Raw genomic sequence first — 20255 nt, 5'->3', positions numbered from 1 at the left:
TAAACTTATTATAGATGCTGAAATGAATTCAGCATGACGACATTTTTAGTATTACGTGAATAAAATGCAATTATTCTGGCTTCAAAAAATCAATATTTCTTTTCAATCCTGCAAATTTGGTGCGTTTCACAGCTGATCCCTTAAACACTTTTTTGAAAACATCATCTGTAATTTCTGTTAAATCATTTGCATTCAAATCCAGTAATCCATTTTCAGGTTTAAAGGCGTTTTCGTTATGAACTTTTGAAAACCGGTTCCATGGGCAAACATCCTGACAAATATCGCACCCGAACATCCAATTGCTCATCTTCTCCTTAAATTCGTTCGGAATCTCATTTTTAAGCTCAATGGTGAGGTAAGAAATACATTTCGTACCGTCAACAACTTGCGGGGCAATAATTGCATCAGTAGGGCAGGCATCCAAACAGCGGGTGCAGCTTCCACAATAATCAGCCTGGTACGGATGATCATAATCCAATTCAAGGTCAACAATTAATTCAGCAAGGAAAAAAAATGAACCATCGGTTTTACTGATTAAGTTAGAATTTTTACCAATCCAGCCAATACCCGATTTTTTTGCCCAGGCACGGTCTAAAACCGGTGCAGAATCTACAAAAGCCCTTCCAGAAACCTCTCCAATGTTTTCTTCAATAAAATGGGTGAGTTCCTTCAGTTTTTCTTTAATTACAGTATGATAATCTTGTCCGTAAGCATATTTAGATATTTTAGGTGCATCCGGATCTGATTGCTTTTCGTTGGTGTAATAGTTTAATGATAAGGAAATTACCGATTTTGCCCCATCTACCAGTAACCTTGGATCGAGGCGTTTATCGAAATAATTTTCCATGTACTTCATTTCGCCATGTCGGTTTTGGTTCAGCCAGTTTTCAAGTCTCGGTGCTTCTTCTTCAAGAAATTCAGCTTTCGAAATGCCACAGGCCATAAAGCCCAAACGCAAGGCTTCATCTTTGATCAATTGGCTATATTTTGCAGAATTGTTATACACCTAACTGCAAAGATAAGGCTTAGGATTTAAAACATTTTCATTAATCGCTTGTTCTAAATACTGAAACTAAATTAATTGATTATGGTTCATCCAGAATGGCATAACAACTGGAATGGAGAACTTTTAGAGTATTAGCTATGGAAAATATAGATCCGCAACATACGGAATCAGGAGAAGCTCCTAAACCGATTGAAAAAGATTACGAAAGTCATAAACAAGATCCAGGACCAGCAAAGCCTGCTGTAACGGAAAAAGACGAAAACGGTGCGGGACAAGCCTTAAAATGGGTATTGCCAATAGCAGTTATTATTGGTCTGATTATCTGGTTTGTGATGAGAAAATAATTAGCTTTAGATTTAAAATGAAAATGCCGGCTCATTAATTTGACCGGCATTTTTTATGGCTTGTTATTTTAAAAGTTTAACCTGGTAAAGATCTTTTCGGCGGTCTTTAAGCACTTTTACTGTTCCGTAATGATGAAGTTCGTCCAGTAAGTGCAAATCAACATCCACTACCAGCACCATTTCTGTGTTCGGCGTAGCTTCTGCTTTTATTGCATTGGTTGGAAACGCAAAATCGGAAGGTGTAAACACGGCAGATTGCGCAAATTGAATATCCATATTATTTACCTTTGGTAAATTACCTACACAGCCTGCAATGGCCACGTAGCATTCATTTTCAATTGCTCTTGCCTGTGCACAATGGCGAACGCGAGTATAACCGTTCTGTGTATCAGTTAAAAACGGAACAAACAGAATCTGCATGCCTTGATCAGCATAAATGCGGCTTAACTCCGGAAATTCTACATCATAGCAGATTAAAATACCCACTTTACCACAGTCAGTATCAAAAACCTGTACTTTATCGCCTCCAATCATGCCATAATATTTCTGTTCATTTGGCGTAATGTGTATTTTTCTGTACTCATCTATTTTGCCGGTGCGGTGGCAAAGGTAGGTTGCATTATAAAGCTTGCCATCCTCAATAAGCGGCATACTACCTGTAATGATATTTGTATTGTAACTCAGTGAATATTCATGCATTTTTTGCACAATCTCTTCAGTTTTTTCGGCGAGTTTGCGCATAGCCTCAATTTCTGGTAAGTGATTGTAAGGTTGCAGTAATGGCGTGTTAAATAGCTCCGGAAACATTACAAAATCTGATTTGTAACCGCTCAACGCATCAACAAAAAATTCTACCTGCTCATAAAATGCTTCCATATTCGGGAATAAACGCATTTCCCATTGCACCAATCCTAACCGGATAGTCATTGCTGATCGTGCAGAAGCATCTATACCCTGGTAATAAATATTGTTCCACTCAATTAGGGTGGCATATTCTTTTGATTCTTTATCGCCGGGTAAATAGTTTTTTAATACCTTTCTTACGTGAAAGTCATTGGAAATTTGGAAAGTTAGCGTAGGATCGTAAATTTCTTTGGATTTAACCTTATCGATATATTGTCGCGGACTAAGTTTTTCAGCATATTCGTGGTAACCTGGAATTCTGCCTCCGGCAATGATACTTTTTAAATTCAGGCTTTCGCAAAGTTCTTTCCGGGCTTCATATAACCTTCTTCCTAAACGCAAACCGCGAAACTCGGGGTGAACGAAAATTTCGATGCCATAAAGTGTATCTCCGTTCGGATCGTGTGTGGAAAACGAGTAATCGCCAGTAATGAGTTTATAGGTGTGCCTGTCGCCATATTCATCATATTCAACAATAATGGCTAACGAACAGGCTACTACTTTATCATCAACAGCAATACAAAGCTGTCCTTCAGGAAAAATATTAACTAATTTTGCGATACTTGATTTTGGCCAGATGGAACCACCCATGCTGTCGTATGCCTGGAGCATAGATTCTTTAAGGTCTGCGTAATCTTCGAGCGTTAGCTTACGTAATTCAATATTCATAATGTTTGATTTGTAATTATTGAACATAAAAGTTGCCTTAATGTTTTTTTAAATCTGTTAAACAGGTTTTCTGTTCCGGGATTTAATATATTCCTTTTTAGAATAAATTATTATATTTAGATAATGACGGAAAATGAAATATCATACATCATTCGGGGAAGTATTTTTAGAGTTTATAATGCACTTGGACCAGGCTTACTCGAATCTGCTTATGAAGCTGCCTTAAAATATGAAATAGAAAAGGCTGGATTACTTGTGAAAAGGCAGGTTTCATTACCTATGCACTATGAGGAAATTACAGTCGATGTTGGATATAGATTAGATCTTTTGGTAGAAAATAAGGTAGTTATTGAACTGAAATCAGTGGAGTTTATTATGAACGTTCATCATAAGCAATTGCTAACTTATTTAAAGTTGTCAGATTATAAATTAGGTATATTAGTCAATTTTAATACGGATAATATCGCGGATAGTATTTTCAGAAAAGCTAACCGATTAGATCTTTAAATACCTTGTGGCACTTTTCCCACAGATTTAGCAGATCAGGGCCGCAGATTGAAAATATTTTTTTATCAGTATCCTACATGTTCTATCTTTGATGATCTGTGTTTTTTATCTGAGTTAATCTGTGGGAAAAATATTGATGTTAAAACAACTTTCCGGTTTGCCCTGGAAAATTCTTTTTCAAATGTTTATAGGCAGCCTCGGTAACTTCTCTTCCTCTTGAAGTGCGCATAATGTATCCTTCCTGAATCAAAAATGGCTCATAAACCTCTTCAATAGTGCCTTCATCTTCACCAACAGCAGTAGCAATGGTTTTTAATCCCACCGGGCCACCTTTAAATTTATCGATAATTGTTACCAGAATTCTGTTGTCCATTTCATCAAGGCCATGTTCATCTACATTTAAGGCATCTAAAGCATAGCGGGCTATTTCGGTGTCAATATTTCCGTTTCCTTTAATTTGGGCAAAATCCCTCGTTCTCCGTAAAAGTGCGTTGGCTATACGGGGTGTACCACGGCTACGGCGGGCAATTTCGTAAGCTCCTTCATCACTGATTGGAGTTTTTAATATTTCCGAAGAACGTAAAACAATCGTTGTCAGTAATTTGGCATCATAATAAGCTAACCTGGCATTGATCCCAAAACGGGCCCTCAAAGGTGCAGTTAATAATCCAGATCGGGTGGTGGCACCAACTAATGTAAAAGGATTGAGCGATATTTGAACTGAGCGGGCATTTGGTCCGGTTTCGAGCATAATATCGATCTTAAAATCTTCCATGGCCGAATAAAGGTATTCTTCAACCAAAGGAGATAGGCGGTGAATTTCGTCTATAAAGAGTATATCACCTTCATCAAGCCCGGTTAACAAACCAGCCAAATCGCCGGGTTTATCTAAAACAGGACCCGAAGTTACCTTAATACCAGTTGCCATTTCATTGGCAATAATATGAGAAAGTGTAGTTTTACCTAATCCCGGAGGGCCATGTAAAAGCACATGATCTAAAGCTTCGCCACGAAGTTTTGCCGCCTGAACAAAAATCTTCAGGTTTTCCATCACTTTTTCCTGTCCGGTAAAATCTTCAAAAGCCTGTGGCCTTAAAACCCTTTCAATATCACGATCGGTAGGGGTAAGGTTGCTTGCTTCAGGATCCAGATTCTCATTCATACAGCAAATATAAAATTAAATGCTAAAAAAATTAGGATTTTTTAAATTTATCAGAAACCACCAGATCTTTTGAGCCGACCGTATATTTATAAAAGCCTTCGCCGGTTTTAGCACCTTTTTTGCCAGCAGCTACCATATTTACCAGTAAAGGGCATGGCGCATATTTAGGATTACCAAAACCATCGTTCAAAACTTTTAAAATTGCTAAGCAAACATCTAAACCAATAAAATCTGCCAATTGAAGCGGTCCCATTGGGTGTGCCATTCCAAGTTTCATCACCGTATCAATTTCATAAACCCCGGCAACACCTTCATATAAAGTATAAATGGCTTCGTTAATCATCGGCATTAAAATGCGGTTGGCTACAAAACCAGGATAATCATTTACTTCTACAGGAACTTTTTCCAAGCTTTGTGATAGCGACATAATTGTATTCGTTGTTTCATCACTTGTGGCATAACCACGGATTACTTCTACCAGTTTCATCACCGGAACGGGATTCATAAAATGCATCCCGATTACTTTATCGCCCCGATTGGTTACAGCAGCAATTTGAGTGATGGAAATAGAAGACGTATTGGACGCAAGAATGGCATGAAGCGGGAGCAAATTGATCTAACTCTTTAAAAATATTCAATTTTAAATCTACATTCTCGGTGGCTGCTTCTACAATTAAATCAGCATTTTGAATGCCATCTTTTATTGATGTATATGTTGTAATGTTATCAATTGTTGCTGCTTTTTGGGCTTCGGTTAAAGTTCGTTTAGTAACCTGCCTGTCTAGATTTTTTGTAATGGTTTGTAAAGCCTTATCCAGCGCAGTTTGATTGATATCAATCAGGTTTACCTGGTAATTGAATTGTGCAAAAGTATGGGCTATGCCATTTCCCATTGTACCAGATCCGATTAATGCAATTTGTTTCATCTTTTAAAGGATTTAAAAAGCGAATTTACTTATTTGAAGCCGAGTTCCATCAATCATTATAATTAAAAATTCTGGCTTGGGTAACTGATATGATGATGATTTTTGAATGTTTGTGTATTAAATTTTAATTTAATTAAAAATTTTCATCCTCAGTTTTTTATCATGTTGTGAATGAAGATTACAGGATGAAAATGAGCTTTAACACAATGATTTTTTATTGCTTTATAAGCTTTTAAAATGCTGAGTAACAAAAAATAAACTTAAAATTAATTAAATAAAATGTTAATCTTTTAAGGTTTTTATTGAATTGACGGAAAGTAGATATACATGGATATTACTTCATTTTAATGTCTTTTTAAGGGTTTTTAAGCTATTAAGAAAAACAAAAACAGAATTAAATTGCTTTAAAATATAGAAAATAACCGTCGGCATTTTTAGAAAATGGAGACGCTTTAATAAAGGTACTTCCTAGTCAATTTAGGTTAGTTAATGATTAGTTAAAATAGAGATCTTGCTGGATAGCAGATCTCTATTTATTTTATCAACCCCTTAAGGAGCTAATCTGGTTTTGGTCCAGATTCCTTTAACTTTTTCGAAATTTATCCTATCGTGCAATCTGCTTCTTCTTCCTTGCCAAAATTCTATTCGTGTAGGTTTTACGATATAACCACCCCAGTGTGCAGGTTTAGGTATACCATCATCATTGCTTTTGGCTTTTAACGCTTCAAATTTTTCTTCCAAAAACCCTCTGTTTGGAATAATCTGACTTTGAGGTGAAGCTACTGCACCAATCTGACTGGCAATTGGCCTGGTGTTAAAATACGTTTCTGAGGTTTCTTTATCCAGTTTTTCTACTGTTCCTTCAATTCTAACCTGTCTTTCTAATTCTGGCCAGAAAAATACCAGAGCCGCATATGGATTGCGCTTTAGTTCTTTTCCTTTTGCGCTCAGGTAATTGGTAAAAAATCTAAAGCCATCTGTATCAACACCTTTAAGTAAAACGATGCGGGCATCTGGTCGGCCAGCTTTATCAGCCGTAGCCAAAGTCATTACATTCGGTTCGTATATCTGGGCATCAACAGCATGCTGAAACCACTTTTTAAACTGGGCAATAGGGTCTTGATCAACGTCAGATTCATCTAGCGAAGCGCTTTTGTAATCTTGGCGCAGGTTTTGTAGAAATTCATTTGTAACTTGCATTTAACAAAAATAGGCATCTTTTACGGTGTAACAAACGATTATCATCATGCTAAACAATATAAAACCAAAAACAGGCCGCCTGCTCATCTCAGAACCTTTTATGGCCGATCCTAATTTTAAAAGATCTGTAGTATTATTAACCGAACATGGCAATGATGGTACTGTAGGATATATTCTTAACCAGGTAGGAAATTTAATCCTTAACGACGTAATTCAGGATTTATGGGATGCGAAAAACTATATTTATTTTGGCGGCCCGGTAGCTGCGGATACCTTACATTTTATACATCGAAGTTTTGATAAACTACAGAGCGGAGAACCTATCGGCAATGGTTTGTACTGGGGTGGAAATTTTGAAACCCTTAAAATTCTCTTAAATACCAATGCAATAAGTACTGATGAAGTGAAATTTTTTATGGGTTATTCTGGTTGGGACCAAGGACAACTGGATCGGGAGATTGAAGAGAATGCATGGATGGTGAGCGATACTTTTAATCCTGATCTTATTTTTAGTAATGATGATGAAAAACTTTGGCGGGATGTGGTTGTAAATTTAGGTCCTAAGTATGCACATATCAGTAATTTCCCGGTTGATCCGAGTTTGAATTAGTTCTGAGTTGAGAGATTGGAGTATTGAGTTAATATCGCTTGTAATAAAAAAGAATTAACAACGTCGGGAATCCAGTTACAATTAATAATATAGTTGCTTCTGCTTTAACATAACTCCATGCCGGTTCTTTATTGATTTTTCTGGATAGAGAAATTATAATTAAAATAGGTGTACATATAGATATTGCCCACATGGTATATAAAAGTGAATACCAAATGAATATTGAGGTGAAATTATTGATGTTTAATTCATTAATTTCACCATAAACTATCAAAATAGAGCGGAAAGTATTAAAGAAACAATTGATATAATCAATGTGACTTTGATTATTTTCTTTAATATTTTCATCTTGTATTATTGTAAATTGAAAACTTACAACTGAGAACTCATTTCTTCAGCACTCTCCTCAACTTTCCTTCTCAACTCATCTTTATAGGCCTGCATTTTAACCGTTAAAGATTCATCAGCGGTTGCTAAAATCTGAGTAGCCAATAAACCTGCATTTTTAGCTGCATTTAATGCTACTGTAGCAACGGGAATTCCATTCGGCATTTGTAAGATTGATAAAATACTGTCCCAGCCATCAATAGAGTTTGATGATTTTACCGGAACTCCGATTACTGGCAATGTTGTAATGGAAGCAACCATGCCTGGTAAATGGGCTGCTCCACCAGCACCAGCAATAATTACTTTGAGGCCACGGCCTTGTGCTTCTTTAGCATAGTTAAACATGCGTTCTGGGGTTCTATGTGCAGAAACTACTGTAATTTCATAGTTTATTCCAAATTCTTTAAGCACATCGGCAGCATCTTGCATCACAGGAAGATCTGATTTACTACCCATAATTATTCCTACCAAAAACCCCTCCGCCCCTAAAAGGGGAACTTGAATTTCCATCGTTCATATCAATCGTTTTTTTTTTTACTCGTGTTATTTATTTATGCTATTGCCACCTTGTTATCGGTTTCCCCTTCAGGGCCTTTGAGTTCTAGACGTTCGTGTATATCGTTTAATTTTTATTCTTTAAACTTTTTGTTTTTCCATCCCGCTATTAGTTCCCCCTTCAGGGGGCTAGGGGGCTTATGCCACTACCTTTAATGTTTTTTGTACAAAGCGTGCTTTTTCAATGGCTTTTTCCCTGTCAATATCCACTATGGTTACATGGCCCATTTTGCGGAAAGGTTTTGTGTATTTTTTACCATATAAATGCACGTAAACACCATCTATTGCCAATATTTTTTCTAGATTTTCATATTTAGCTACGCCTTCAAAACCTTTCTCGCCAAGTAAATTAATCATAATGGCATTGGTAATACTACTGGTATCGCCAAGTGGCAGGTTATATATAGAACGTAAATGCTGTTCGAACTGAGAAACATAATTGCCTTCTATCGTTTGGTGGCCACTGTTGTGTGGGCGGGAGCAACTTCGTTAACCAACAATTCGCCATCTTTACAAACAAACATTTCTACGGCTAAAATTCCGGTAATGTTCATGGCTGAGGCAATATTTTTAGCGATATTCTCTGCTTTTTGCTGCAAACTTTCGGCAAAAGTGGATGGAGAAATTAAAAATTCCACAAGATTGGCTTCAGGATTGAATTCCATTTCTACCATAGGGAAAGTTTTCATATCACCATTGGCATTACGGGCAACAATTACCGCTACTTCTTTGTCAAAATCAACAAGTTTTTCAATAATACATGGTGCATCAAAAGCTTTATTAAGATCAGCAGCACTGTTAATTTTCATTACACCTTTACCATCGTAACCATCTTTTCGCAATTTTAAAATGTATGGAAAATGGAAAGGACTGTTCTCCATATCTTCTTTAGTATTTACAATCTGAAAAGGAGATGTAGGAATATCGTTTTCTTTGAAAAATTGTTTTTGTACGCCTTTATCCTGTATTAAGCGGATTACCCTCGATTGTGGGAAAACCTTTTTGCCTTCTTTTTCAAGTTGCTCCAAGGCATCAATATTTACTTTTTCAATTTCAATGGTAATAATGTCTGCTTTCTTTCCGAAATTATAAACGGTATCAAAATCAGTGATTGAACCATTTTCAAAATAGTTGGAAATATTTTTGCAGGGGGCATCAGGATCCGGGTCTAAAACTAATGTGGTTACGTTGTAATTTATGGCTTGCTGAATGAGCATTCTACCCAATTGTCCGCCACCTAAAATACCTAATTTTAATTCGCTAATCTGTTTTGCCATGCGCTTGAAAATAATGCTACTTTTGTGCAAAAGTAACCATAATAAATTTTATTGATGAATGCTGATGCAATAATTATTGGTGCAGGTGCCTGCGGATTGATGTGTGCGGTGCAGGCAGGCTATTTGGGTAAGAATGTAATTGTACTGGAAAAAAATGAAAAGCCAGGTGCTAAAATCTTGATTTCGGGCGGGGGAAGGTGCAATTATACCAATCAATTTGCATCTGCTGAGCAGTTTATATCGGCCAATCCGCATTTCGTCAAATCGGCTTTTACACAATGGACTGTTGATGATACCATTGGTTTTTTCGAAACCTACGGGATTACAGGAAAAGAAAAAACATTAGGTCAATTATTTCCTGATGATAAGAATGCCAAAGATGTTGTAGCAGTTTTTACTTCCATTTGTGCAGATTTCGGACAGGAAATAAGATGTAATGCTGACGTTAAGGATATCGAAATACTTCCTGAAGGCTTTAAAGTAAGCTATGAGAAAAATGGGAAAACGATTATTTTAAAATCTGAAAAACTGGTGATTGCAACTGGTGGTTTGCCGATCCCAAAAATGGGAGCTACTGATTTCGCTTTGCGATTTGCCAGAAAGCATGAGCTTAAAATTATAGAAACTGCACCAGCATTAGTGCCGCTAACCATTACCGGTAAAGATGAAGAATGGTTTGCGCAGCTCTCTGGCAATTCTGTTTTTTGCGAAGTGAGCAATAATGAAATCTCTTTTGAAGAAAATATTCTTTTTACCCATTGGGGCTTAAGTGGCCCGGCAATTTTGCAGATATCTTCCTTTTGGAGAAGGGGAGAAACAGTTAATTTAAACCTGTTGCCTCATCAAAATATTGTTTCCTTATTGGATGATGAAAGGAAGAATAACGGTAAAACCTTATTATCTACATTATTAAATAGGATTTATACTAAGAAATTTACCGATGCTTTAGGTAAATTTTTGCCTTTAAATAAACCTGTTGCAGCCTTAACAAAATCGGAAATCGATTTAATTGAGCAAACCATTCATCATTTTAAAGTTAAACCTGCGGGTGATAAAGGTTACGATAAAGCCGAAGTAATGCGTGGCGGGATAGATACGAACGAAATTTCTTCTAAAACGCTGGAGAGTAAAAAGATTCCAAATTTGTTTTTTGGTGGCGAATGTTTAGATGTTACAGGTTGGTTGGGCGGCTATAATTTTCAATGGGCCTGGGCGAGTGGTTTTGTAATTGCACAAAATATTTAATTGTAAAATTTTACAATTGCTTCATCTGTAGAAAGTTAAGAAGTGGTTTGTGTTTTTTAGGGCCAGCTAAAATAAACTTCGTAGGTTTCTAAAGCTTGCGAGGTTAGTTTCACTACAAATAAACATTAGGCATTACTTCCCATGCCCATGGCTTTTTAAAGGTTTTGAAAGTCCTCATTTGAGAAAAGTATAAAACCTCACTCGTTCTCCGGTTCGCAATATCTCTTCTGTGCAAGTTGCCAACGGTGGTAAATAATTCACGCGTTTTGAAATCGTAAACCCTTTCCGTCATATCACCGCTGTTTTGGTTAAAATAAAGATTGATTGCACTTGTTAAAAACCAGTCTTTATTTTCGAATTTAAAAGTATAGCCCAATTCCCAACGCCACTCAGAGCCACCTTGAAAGCGCAGATAAAGTTGTTGATCTTTAATGGCAATTTGTTGTAGTGGATCACCTAATTTACCTCCTTCTTCCGATCGAAGAATAAAGTCATTGTTCTGGGTAGATAAATGATACGCTCCTGTTGATTTATCTTTAAAAAAAATGGCCAATATTCTCGGCTTCTGCGTTTCTTTTATGATATCGGTATTATTGTCGCCATAAACGCGTGTTTCATCTATAGTTTTGTTAAATTCAAAAACCAAAGCTAAATCATCTGTCGCATCATTGTTAAGGTCACCATAAACCCGATCAATGGCAGTCCAGTTGGCAGGTGTAAATTGTTCAGCAGAAGCACCTTGCGCTTTAATTTTAGGAAATACAAATGCTTTTTGCGCAAAGCTGATTTGCACGAAGAGCATCAGGAAGAAAAAACAAAAAACTTTCATTCAGGTAGAAAATGCGTTGATGTATTGTTAAAACGTTTACATAGCGGTTTTAGTTTAAAATTGCGTTATCGATTATTCACGCTGAATTTATTTTAGCATCTTTTATGCAGAATAGACCTTGATCAAGATGTAAAATCCGGATAGGGTTACTACGCTATTAATAATTCCCGTACTTTTGCAAGAAAAACAATCCTTCTTGAAAACCGATATACTTGCAATTACGCCACCATTTACCCAACTGAATACTCCATATCCAGCAACAGCGTATATAAAAGGTTTTCTAAACACTAAAAATATCAGTTCTACACAGGCAGATTTGGGAATTGAAGTTATTTTAAGGCTTTTTTCTAAAAAAGGACTGCAAGATTTATTTATCCAAACAGAAGATAATCTTCTTCCAAAAAGCGATAACTCGAATAGGATTTTTGCACTCAAAAATGAATATTTAAAAACTATTGATGCTGTAATTGCCTTTTTACAAGGAAAAAATCCAACATTGGCTTTGCAGATCTGTAGTGATGATTTTCTTCCTCAAGCTTCGCGTTTTGCAACTTTAGAAAAATTGGATTGGGCTTTTGGTGCCATGGGTACGCAAGATAAAGCCAAACACCTTGCCACACTTTATCTCGAAGATATATCTGATTATATAGTTGAATGTATTGATGAAAATTTCGGTTTTAGCCGTTATGCAGAGCGTTTAGGCAGAAGTGCTAATTCGTTTGATGAATTATATGGTGCTTTGATAAAAGAGCCGACATATATTGATCGTATTCTGATTTCAGTTTTAAAAGAAAAGATTGAGGCCGTTCAGCCAAAATTATTTTTAATTTCTGTTCCTTTTCCGGGTAATTTGTATAGCGCGTTCCGTTGCGCACAATGGATTAAGGCAAACCATCCGGAGATTAAGATTTCTATGGGTGGTGGTTTTCCAAATACAGAGTTAAGGTCATTGTCGGATGCGAGGGTTTTTGAATTTTTCGATTTCATCACTTTAGATGACGGTGAATTACCAATTGAACTTTTATACCATAATATCACACATCCCTTTCCAACAGAAGCACATTTTTATAAAAGAACTTTCTTGTTAGAAAACGGTAAAGTTGTTTACCGCAACGATGCCTTCAGAAATGATTACAAGCAGGCTGATGTAGGAACACCCGATTATACGGGGTTATTGTTGGATAAATACATTTCAGTAATCGAAATTGTTAACCCGATGCATCGCATGTGGAGCGATGGACGATGGAATAAACTTACCATGGCACATGGCTGTTATTGGGGTAAATGTACTTTTTGCGACATTTCTCTCGATTATATTAAGGTTTATGAACCTGTTGCAGCCAAATTAATTGTAGACCGCATTGAGGATTTATATGCGAAAACAGGACAGAATGGCTTCCATTTTGTTGATGAAGCTGCACCGCCCGCGTTAATGCGCGAAGTTGCCTTGGAAATCATCAGAAGGCAATTGGCCGTAACCTGGTGGACAAATATTCGTTTTGAAAAAAGCTTTACGCAAGATTTGTGCTTATTATTAAAGGCATCTGGGTGTATTGCTGTTTCTGGTGGATTGGAAGTAGCATCAGATCGCCTGTTAAAACTAATTGATAAGGGCGTAACAGTGAGAGCAGGTAGCAAAAGTTACCCGTAATTTTACTGAAGCAGGAATAATGGTACATGCGTATTTAATGTATGGCTATCCTACCCAAACCATACAGGAAACAGTTGATAGCTTAGAAATGGTGCGCCAGTTATTTGAAGTTGGGATATTACAATCGGGTTTTTGGCACCAATTTGCCATGACGGCCCATAGTCCGGTGGGGATGTACCCCGAAAAATTTGGCGTGGTAAAAGATACTGAAGCAATTGGTTCCTTTGCCAATAATGATATTAACTACACTGATAAAACAGGTATCGATCATAATAAATTTAGCTTTGGTTTAAAGAAATCACTTTTTAACTTCATGCATGGAATATGTTTTGATTACGAACTTCAGGATTGGTTCGATTTCAAAATCCCGAGAACAAAAATTCCTGCCGATTTTATTGAGAAAGCTTTAAACAACGGAGATCAGTTTAACACCAAAACAACTGCAAAAGTAGTATGGATAGGTGGGAAGCCTGCCACCAGTTACTTTACAAAATCTAAAAAAGGCCATACCTGGGAAATGGCATCGCTTACCTTCCACGATAAAAAGGAAACTTTTACGGTACAAACCAATAGAAAAGAAGGGGAGTGGCTGAATGCCATTTTAGATAAGGTTTCGATAGATAATGAAAAGGTGCTTACTTTTCAAGAAGTTAAAATAGATTTTGAACGGGAAATGGAAAATTTCGAACTTTTTTGGTATTCAAAACCTATTAATACTTTGAGAGAATACGGTTTATTGGTCTTGTAAATTCTTATTATAAATCTTCATTTCGAGCAATTGCAACGAAGTCGACAAATCTATCTAGGTCTATCTCTCCATTCCGCTGCGGTATAGGGAGGATGATCAATAATTTAAAGATGGCATTAGCCTTACATCTTCATTTTAAAATGTGTAAGGAAATAGAGGATGCAGATCAATATAATCGAATTTAAGATCAGCAATAACCATGATGGCGTAGATTTCCGATCTTTAATCACCGCTATTAAAGAGGTGATAAAAGCCATTGCAATCAGTGCCAGGAATAAGTTTACAGTTTGTATCCCCAGAATATAATAGCCGCTATAGGAAAATACAAGTATACTAAGTATTAAAAATATAACACTGGCAATGGTATAGCGCTTGTTGGGTTTCATATTGATTTAATGTGCGTATATCACAAAATTGTGATAGTTAAGGTTAACGTATTTAATGAGAGGGAATATAGGTAATGTTAAAATTAAGAGGAATAAATTATTCAAAGCATCGTCATTGCTGAGAAGGCTTTTCAGCCGCCGAAGCAATCTTTTCAACACGGATTACTAGCATGATAGATTGCTTCGTGCCTCGCAATGACGAACGTAAATTTTGTACCTATCAATAGTGTTTATTAAAGTCGTTTCGACAAGCTAAACTTAACACCAATTGAACTAAACTTATGATATGGTTTCTTGCAATTATCGATTAATCACAATGTGGCACAGTAAAAGTCCAGGTTTCTGATTCTCCATTTGGAATAATATAGCCATTTCCTCTGCTATTTTCGAACCACAACTTACCCCTTAACTTTTCTCTGGTACCTACCTCATTTAACGTAGCACTATCGTAAAGTCTGCCATTGATCATTACAAATTTAATTTTCTCCGAATTTCTGATATCATCCAGAGGATTGGCATCCATGATTACCATATCAGCAAGTTTGCCAACTTCTAGTGAGCCAATTTCTTTACTCATGCCTAAATAACCTGCTCCATTTAACGTTGCAGCCCTAATGGCTTGTAACGGACTGAAACCACCTTGTACCAGCATCCACAACTCCCAATGAGCACCTAAGCCCTGTATCTGCCCATGTGCACCCAAATTAACTTTTGTACCGCCATCGGCAATTTGTTTAGTTGCTTTTGCAATGTCTATGTGGTTATAATCGCTATACTCTGAAGTGGTTCTGCGCCTGGCCCTTGCATCTATTATGGAACGCGGAGTATACGTCATCAATTTTTCGTTTTCCCAAACATTAGTTCTGTCGTACCAATAATTTTCGCCCCATTGGCCACCATAAGCTACAATTAAAGTAGGGGTATAGCCAACTTCAGTATTGTTCCAAAGCGTAGTAACATCTTTATATACCGGCAAAACAGGAATGCTGTGTTCAATTCCGGTATGGCCATCGGCAACCATATTCATATTGGTGAAAAAAGTAGATCCACCCTCTGGCACCACTTCCATTTTTAACTGGCGCGCAGCTTCTAAAATTTGTTGGCGTTGCTCTCTGCGGGGTTGGTTGTAAGATTTTACTGAAAATGCACCTACCGCTTTCAATCTTCTTAAATTGGCTAAAGCATCATCTAAACTGTTAATTACTACTTTAAAGTCGCCATCTGCACCATATAAAATTGATCCTGTAGAAAAAACTCTTGGTCCAACCATTCTACCAGCTTTAAGCATTTCGCTTTGGCTAAAAACCATTTCTGTATTGCTTGATGGATCGTGTGAAGTGGTTACCCCAAAAGCTAAATTTGCCATATAACTCCAATCGTTTTGAGGGGTTATTCCATCCGGACTTGTGCGTAAATGCGCATGCACATCTACAATGCCCGGCATAATGGTTTTGCCATTCACATCAATTACTTTGGCATTGGCCGGAACATTTACGGCATCAGATTTCCCGATTGCCATAATTTTATTTCCATCCGTAACAATAGTTCCGTTTTCAATCACCTCATCACCTTTCATTGAAATGATTCTAGCACCTTTTAACGCCAGTATACCTGTTGGGATATCGGATTTTAATACCAGATTGATGTCGATAGCCGAAGCTTCAGTTTTAGGGGTAGTGCCATCAAAATTAAAAGCACTGTTTACATCAACAGTAAAATATTTTGGTCCTAAGGTCCAGTGTAAATTTTTACTGTCGGCACTCCACTGAATATATGTTCCCCCATCGGTGGTCACTTTTGTAACTGGTATAGCTTTATTTCCTGCAGATGCATCCTGTGCAGTACCAATATTGATCATTGGGGTAATGTAAACATTAAACAATTCGTTAAATGCTAACCATTTATTATCCGGACTGATGATGAACTGATTGGCATATTGAGAGGTAAAATGCGTTCTTTCATTTGCACCATTTAAATCGATACTTTTTAAAGCTTTTTTGCCATCTGCATAACTTTGGAAGTAAATCCGGGTATCGGTATTGTTAAATTGCGGCCGGATTCCATTATCTAAAACCAATGTTTTGGCACCACCGGTGGCTGGCATGATAAAAATACCCGTTCCACGACCATAATTATAGCCTAAAACATCGTTTCCGCTTCCTTTCCTAAAAACTATTTTATCGCCTTTGGTAGAGTATTGTGGCGAATAATAAAAGCCTTTTTCATCACTCAACGTAATGGTTTTTCCCGATTTGAGGTCGGTTCGTTTTATTGCTCCACGCAGTTCATCACTCCAGGTGGTATAAACTATGTATTTTCCGTCAGGACTAAAAGCAGGTTCAAATTCGAAATCCAATCCATTAGTTAACCTTTCTGGTGTTCCGGCTGGTAATTCTTGTTTGTATAAAAATCCGGCAGCGTTAAAAACAACAACTTTTCCATCGGGCGAAGTGGTTAACTGCCTTAACATCTTAGCCGAAAACTCATTGCTGTAAACCTGCTGCTCAAAATGCAAGGCTTTTTGAATGGTTTGAATGGTATTTGCCTGAAAAGGAATGGTGCTGTTGATCAATGTGCCGATTTCGGTTTTCCTGATTTTACCTTTTGCATAAAAAACGAGGCTTTTACTATCAGGTGTCCAGGCGAAATTTGGATATACGCCAAAAATAGCCCATGTTTCTTGCTGATCGTGTGATAAATCTTCATTTATCGGCCATTCTTCACCTGTTTTAAGATTTTGTACATATAATGTAGATTTTAACCTAACCCTTTTTACAAATGCAATCAAATTTCCATCCGGAGAAACCTGTGGTCTGCACGCCCCTCCCTGTTCATCAATAAGGGTAATTAATTTCCCTGTGGTTAAATCCAGCTGGCGGATAGCATAAATGGTACCATTGGGATCTTTACTGTATTCGAAATTAGGCCCCGGACTAACATCTTCACTAAAATAGAGATACCTTCCATCTGGCGAAACATTGGGCTCACCCGCATCTTGCTGATCGTTTTTACGTTTGGTTAATTGTACGCCATCACCGCCGTTTATATTGTACATCCACATTTCGCCGGCCCCTAATGAACGGCCTGCTGTAAAATGTTTTCTGGCAACTACATATTCGCTATTGGGCATCCACGTAGCATTATTTAATAACCTGAAACTTTCTTTAGTTACCTGTTTTTTGCCAGAACCATCGCGGTTCATTATCCAGATGTTATCTCCACCGCTTTTATCGCTTGTGTAAGAAATATATTTTCCATTCGGGCTAAAACGAGGTTGAACATCCCAGGCCGCACCGCCACTAATTAATTTTGCCCCACCACCGGTAATCGGCATTACGTAAATATCACCTAATAAATCAAAAACAATTTCCTGTCCGTCGGCACTTACATCAAGGTTCATCCAGGTGCCTTCATCTGTGTTTAGGGTGAAATTTTTTGTCGTTCCCTGGTATTTTTCAATGTCCCACTTTTTTTCCTGGGCAGTAGAATACAAAAATAATAGGGAAAGAGCGGATAGAAAATAGAGATGTTTCATTATGTAAGGGATAGTTATTTGAATAATTTGTATGGTCGTTTTGTTAAAATGTATTTATCTCAATATTGTGAGCGTTTTTTACTTCTTTTAATAATTAGCTAAAGATCTTTGTAAAGCATTATTTTTTATTAATCCGGGCTGTGCTGAGCATTTTCATGCTTTCAGACCCTTATTTGTTGATGGAAATTGGGACAGGGTGACGCAACTCCGTAGAGAATATGATTTTCAAACTGTAATTCTAACATGCAACTGTCTTGTTTAACAAAGTTATAATCTTTTATAGATGATTTTTTCAATTTATGGCAATAAAAAATGGCGATTTTGGATTAAATGTATAGTTTTGATACCGCCGATTTATGACAGCAATAGAGATTTTACAAAAATATTGGGGACACCATGCTTTCAGACCCTTACAAGAAGATATTATTTCTTCGGTTTTAGAGGGGAAAGATAGTTTGGCATTGTTGCCTACCGGCGGTGGTAAATCAATCTGTTTTCAGGTGCCTGCCTTGGTTAAAGAAGGAATCTGCATTGTTGTTTCGCCCTTAATTGCGCTAATGAAAGATCAGGTAGAAAACCTGAAAGCAAAAGGTATTGAAGCAATTGCCATTTATGCAGGGATGGGAAAACGAGAAATCGATATTTTACTCGACAATTGCATTTATGGAAAAATTAAATTTCTTTATTTATCACCCGAGCGTTTACTGGCTGATTTAGTGCGTGTTCGCATTTCGTATATGAATGTAAATTTAATTGCGGTTGATGAAGCACATTGTATCTCGCAATGGGGTTATGATTTCCGGCCCCCTTATCAGCAAATTGCTAAACTGCGAGAAATTCTTCCCAATGTTCCGGTTTTGGCACTTACAGCAACAGCAACTGATTTTGTACGAAAGGATATTGTAGAAAAACTGGAAATGAAAGATCCACAGATTTTTGTTAAAAGTTTTGCAAGAGATAATTTAAGTTATGTGGTTTTCGGTAATGAAGATAAGTATAAAAAACTGATTGATATTTGCCAAAATGTTAAAGGTACAGGCCTTGTTTATGTTCGTAACCGTAGGGAAACCGCAGAAGTATCGAATTTTATAAACCGCAACCAAATTAAAGCCGATTTTTATCATGCTGGACTGGAACGTGATGTGCGTTTCGCAAAACAAGAGGATTGGAAGAATAACAAAACCCGGATAATGGTGGCTACAAATGCCTTTGGAATGGGCATTGATAAAGCTGATGTGCGCTTTGTAGTGCATTTAGATTTACCCGAAAGTTTAGAGGCGTATTACCAGGAGGCAGGTAGGGCAGGCAGGGATGAAAAGCGAAGTTATGCTGTACTATTGGCCAATAACGCTGATGTTTTTAGGGCTGGAATCAAGGTATCTTGATAGTTTTCCTTCACCAGATGAGATCAGAAAAACTTATCATTATCTTGGTAATTATTTTCAGCTTGCATTTGGTGCAGGAGAGGATTTGACTTTTACCTTTGATATTGCTGATTTTTGCAAACGATTTAACATTAGTGTTTTAAAAACAATTTCTGCATTAAAATTCTTGGAGCATGATGGTTACATCACTTTATCTGAAAGTGTTTTTTTACCATCAAGGATTATGTTTATTGCCAGTCATGAAGATATTTACCGTTTCCAAATTGAAAATAAGGTTTATGATGGTATCATTAAAACAATTTTGCGTTCGCACGGTGGGGCCTTTGATGGTTTTGTTAAAATTAACGAGGCCGATTTAGCGAAGAAAACCGGATTATCCTATAAAGAAATCGTCGCGTTATTAAATAAGTTGCAAAGTATCGAATTGCTAACTTACATCCAGCAAACCGATCAGCCGCAGTTACAATATGTTAGATCAAGGGTAGATATGGATCATTTTGATCTGGATGTGAGATACCTTGATTTAAGAAAGGAAATTTTACATAAGCAGATTAATGCGGTTGTTGGGTATGCTTCCTCTCATCTATGCAGAAGCGTTCAATTGCTTAACTATTTTGATGAACATCATGCTACAAAATGTGGTGTTTGCGATGTTTGTTTAGCTGAAAAACGGGCAGAAAACCAGAACCAGATAGGAGATGAAATTGAGTACGAAATTGTTTCATTACTGCAACAGCAACCTTTAAATCTTGATGATTTGGTTACCAATGTTAAAAATGGAGCTGAAACAGAAAGAATTAATGCCATTAGAGAATTATTAGATTCCGGTAAGATTAAAACAGACGGGAAGAAGTATTATCTTTAGATGTGAGATGTGAGATGTGAGATGTGAGATGTGAGATGTGAGATGTGAGATGTGAGATGTGAGAT

Annotated in this window: 18 protein-coding genes and 1 pseudogene; 8 read left to right on the top strand and 11 right to left on the bottom strand. The window is 37.0% G+C overall.

The genetic code is table 11. The annotated features are described in order from the left end of the window. Nucleotides 1-70: 70 nt before the first annotated feature. The gene (queG, locus tag AC0IWE_RS09690; RefSeq protein WP_471792917.1) at nucleotides 71-1006 is read right to left on the bottom strand and encodes a tRNA epoxyqueuosine(34) reductase QueG; all 936 of its coding nucleotides are present in this window, start codon (nucleotides 1004-1006) and stop codon (nucleotides 71-73) included. A 137-nt stretch (nucleotides 1007-1143) separates the two neighbouring features. On the opposite strand from queG, the gene AC0IWE_RS09685 reads away from it, so the two are divergent. Next, a complete protein-coding gene (locus tag AC0IWE_RS09685; RefSeq protein WP_055911843.1) occupies nucleotides 1144-1350 on the top strand; it encodes a hypothetical protein in 207 nt (68 codons plus the stop codon). Between the two features lie 63 nt (nucleotides 1351-1413). On the opposite strand, the gene AC0IWE_RS09680 is transcribed toward AC0IWE_RS09685, so the two are convergent. Then, nucleotides 1414-2922, bottom strand: a complete 1509-nt coding sequence (locus tag AC0IWE_RS09680) for a bifunctional GNAT family N-acetyltransferase/carbon-nitrogen hydrolase family protein (protein WP_055912022.1) — start codon at nucleotides 2920-2922, stop codon at nucleotides 1414-1416. Nucleotides 2923-3045: 123 nt separating this feature from the next. Between AC0IWE_RS09680 and AC0IWE_RS09675 the strand changes: the two genes are divergently transcribed. Then, nucleotides 3046-3429, top strand: a complete 384-nt coding sequence (locus AC0IWE_RS09675; protein ID WP_463494149.1) for a GxxExxY protein — start codon at nucleotides 3046-3048, stop codon at nucleotides 3427-3429. Nucleotides 3430-3568: 139 nt separating this feature from the next. Here AC0IWE_RS09675 and ruvB read toward each other — a convergent pair whose 3' ends face one another. From ruvB to pdxH, 4 genes are all read right to left on the bottom strand, one after another. After that, nucleotides 3569-4591 (bottom strand): Holliday junction branch migration DNA helicase RuvB, encoded by a 1023-nt coding sequence (gene ruvB, locus AC0IWE_RS09670; protein WP_055911838.1) that lies wholly within the window; start codon nucleotides 4589-4591, stop codon nucleotides 3569-3571. A 31-nt stretch (nucleotides 4592-4622) separates the two neighbouring features. After that, nucleotides 4623-5201 (bottom strand): 3-hydroxyacyl-CoA dehydrogenase family protein, encoded by a 579-nt coding sequence (locus AC0IWE_RS09665; protein WP_471792916.1) that lies wholly within the window; start codon nucleotides 5199-5201, stop codon nucleotides 4623-4625. Then, a complete protein-coding gene (locus AC0IWE_RS09660) occupies nucleotides 5116-5517 on the bottom strand; it encodes a 3-hydroxyacyl-CoA dehydrogenase NAD-binding domain-containing protein (protein ID WP_471792915.1) in 402 nt (133 codons plus the stop codon). Before AC0IWE_RS09660 ends, AC0IWE_RS09665 begins: the two co-directional genes overlap by 86 nt. Nucleotides 5518-6066: 549 nt before the next feature. After that, complete coding sequence (gene pdxH / locus AC0IWE_RS09655) at nucleotides 6067-6717, bottom strand: pyridoxamine 5'-phosphate oxidase (RefSeq protein ID WP_055911831.1); 651 nt, start codon at nucleotides 6715-6717, stop codon at nucleotides 6067-6069. Between the two features lie 46 nt (nucleotides 6718-6763). On the opposite strand from pdxH, the gene AC0IWE_RS09650 reads away from it, so the two are divergent. Beyond that, a complete protein-coding gene (locus AC0IWE_RS09650; RefSeq protein ID WP_055911827.1) occupies nucleotides 6764-7327 on the top strand; it encodes a YqgE/AlgH family protein in 564 nt (187 codons plus the stop codon). A 372-nt stretch (nucleotides 7328-7699) separates the two neighbouring features. Here AC0IWE_RS09650 and purE read toward each other — a convergent pair whose 3' ends face one another. Next, a complete protein-coding gene (purE, locus tag AC0IWE_RS09645) occupies nucleotides 7700-8224 on the bottom strand; it encodes a 5-(carboxyamino)imidazole ribonucleotide mutase (protein WP_471792914.1) in 525 nt (174 codons plus the stop codon). A gap of 183 nt (nucleotides 8225-8407) precedes the next feature. Beyond that, nucleotides 8408-9546 (bottom strand): annotated as a pseudogene (locus tag AC0IWE_RS09640) (5-(carboxyamino)imidazole ribonucleotide synthase). 54 nt (nucleotides 9547-9600) lie between these two features. Between AC0IWE_RS09640 and AC0IWE_RS09635 the strand changes: the two are divergent. Beyond that, complete coding sequence (locus tag AC0IWE_RS09635) at nucleotides 9601-10791, top strand: BaiN/RdsA family NAD(P)/FAD-dependent oxidoreductase (RefSeq protein WP_471792913.1); 1191 nt, start codon at nucleotides 9601-9603, stop codon at nucleotides 10789-10791. 112 nt (nucleotides 10792-10903) lie between these two features. Here AC0IWE_RS09635 and AC0IWE_RS09630 read toward each other — a convergent pair whose 3' ends face one another. Then, nucleotides 10904-11620, bottom strand: coding sequence for a hypothetical protein (locus AC0IWE_RS09630; protein ID WP_471792912.1), 717 nt, complete (start codon nucleotides 11618-11620; stop codon nucleotides 10904-10906). Nucleotides 11621-11816: 196 nt separating this feature from the next. Between AC0IWE_RS09630 and AC0IWE_RS09625 the strand changes: the two genes are divergently transcribed. After that, the gene (locus AC0IWE_RS09625) at nucleotides 11817-13271 is read left to right on the top strand and encodes a B12-binding domain-containing radical SAM protein (RefSeq protein WP_471792911.1); all 1455 of its coding nucleotides are present in this window, start codon (nucleotides 11817-11819) and stop codon (nucleotides 13269-13271) included. A 19-nt stretch (nucleotides 13272-13290) separates the two neighbouring features. After that, nucleotides 13291-14019, top strand: a complete 729-nt coding sequence (locus AC0IWE_RS09620; protein ID WP_471792910.1) for a hypothetical protein — start codon at nucleotides 13291-13293, stop codon at nucleotides 14017-14019. Between the two features lie 122 nt (nucleotides 14020-14141). On the opposite strand, the gene AC0IWE_RS09615 is transcribed toward AC0IWE_RS09620, so the two are convergent. Both AC0IWE_RS09615 and AC0IWE_RS09610 read right to left on the bottom strand, forming a co-directional pair. Continuing rightward, nucleotides 14142-14405: a hypothetical protein gene (locus AC0IWE_RS09615; protein WP_471792909.1), complete on the bottom strand. Its 264-nt coding sequence runs from the start codon at nucleotides 14403-14405 to the stop codon at nucleotides 14142-14144. 307 nt (nucleotides 14406-14712) lie between these two features. Further along, nucleotides 14713-17940 (bottom strand): amidohydrolase family protein, encoded by a 3228-nt coding sequence (locus AC0IWE_RS09610; protein ID WP_471792908.1) that lies wholly within the window; start codon nucleotides 17938-17940, stop codon nucleotides 14713-14715. A 356-nt stretch (nucleotides 17941-18296) separates the two neighbouring features. On the opposite strand from AC0IWE_RS09610, the gene AC0IWE_RS09605 reads away from it, so the two are divergent. After that, the gene (locus tag AC0IWE_RS09605; RefSeq protein WP_471792907.1) at nucleotides 18297-19325 is read left to right on the top strand and encodes a RecQ family ATP-dependent DNA helicase; all 1029 of its coding nucleotides are present in this window, start codon (nucleotides 18297-18299) and stop codon (nucleotides 19323-19325) included. Next, nucleotides 19252-20190, top strand: coding sequence for a RecQ family zinc-binding domain-containing protein (locus AC0IWE_RS09600; RefSeq protein ID WP_471792906.1), 939 nt, complete (start codon nucleotides 19252-19254; stop codon nucleotides 20188-20190). Before AC0IWE_RS09605 ends, AC0IWE_RS09600 begins: the two co-directional genes overlap by 74 nt. Nucleotides 20191-20255 lie beyond the last annotated feature (65 nt).

Source organism: Pedobacter sp. AC402, assembly GCF_979252805.1.
This window is presented reverse-complemented; position numbering and strand designations above follow the sequence as displayed.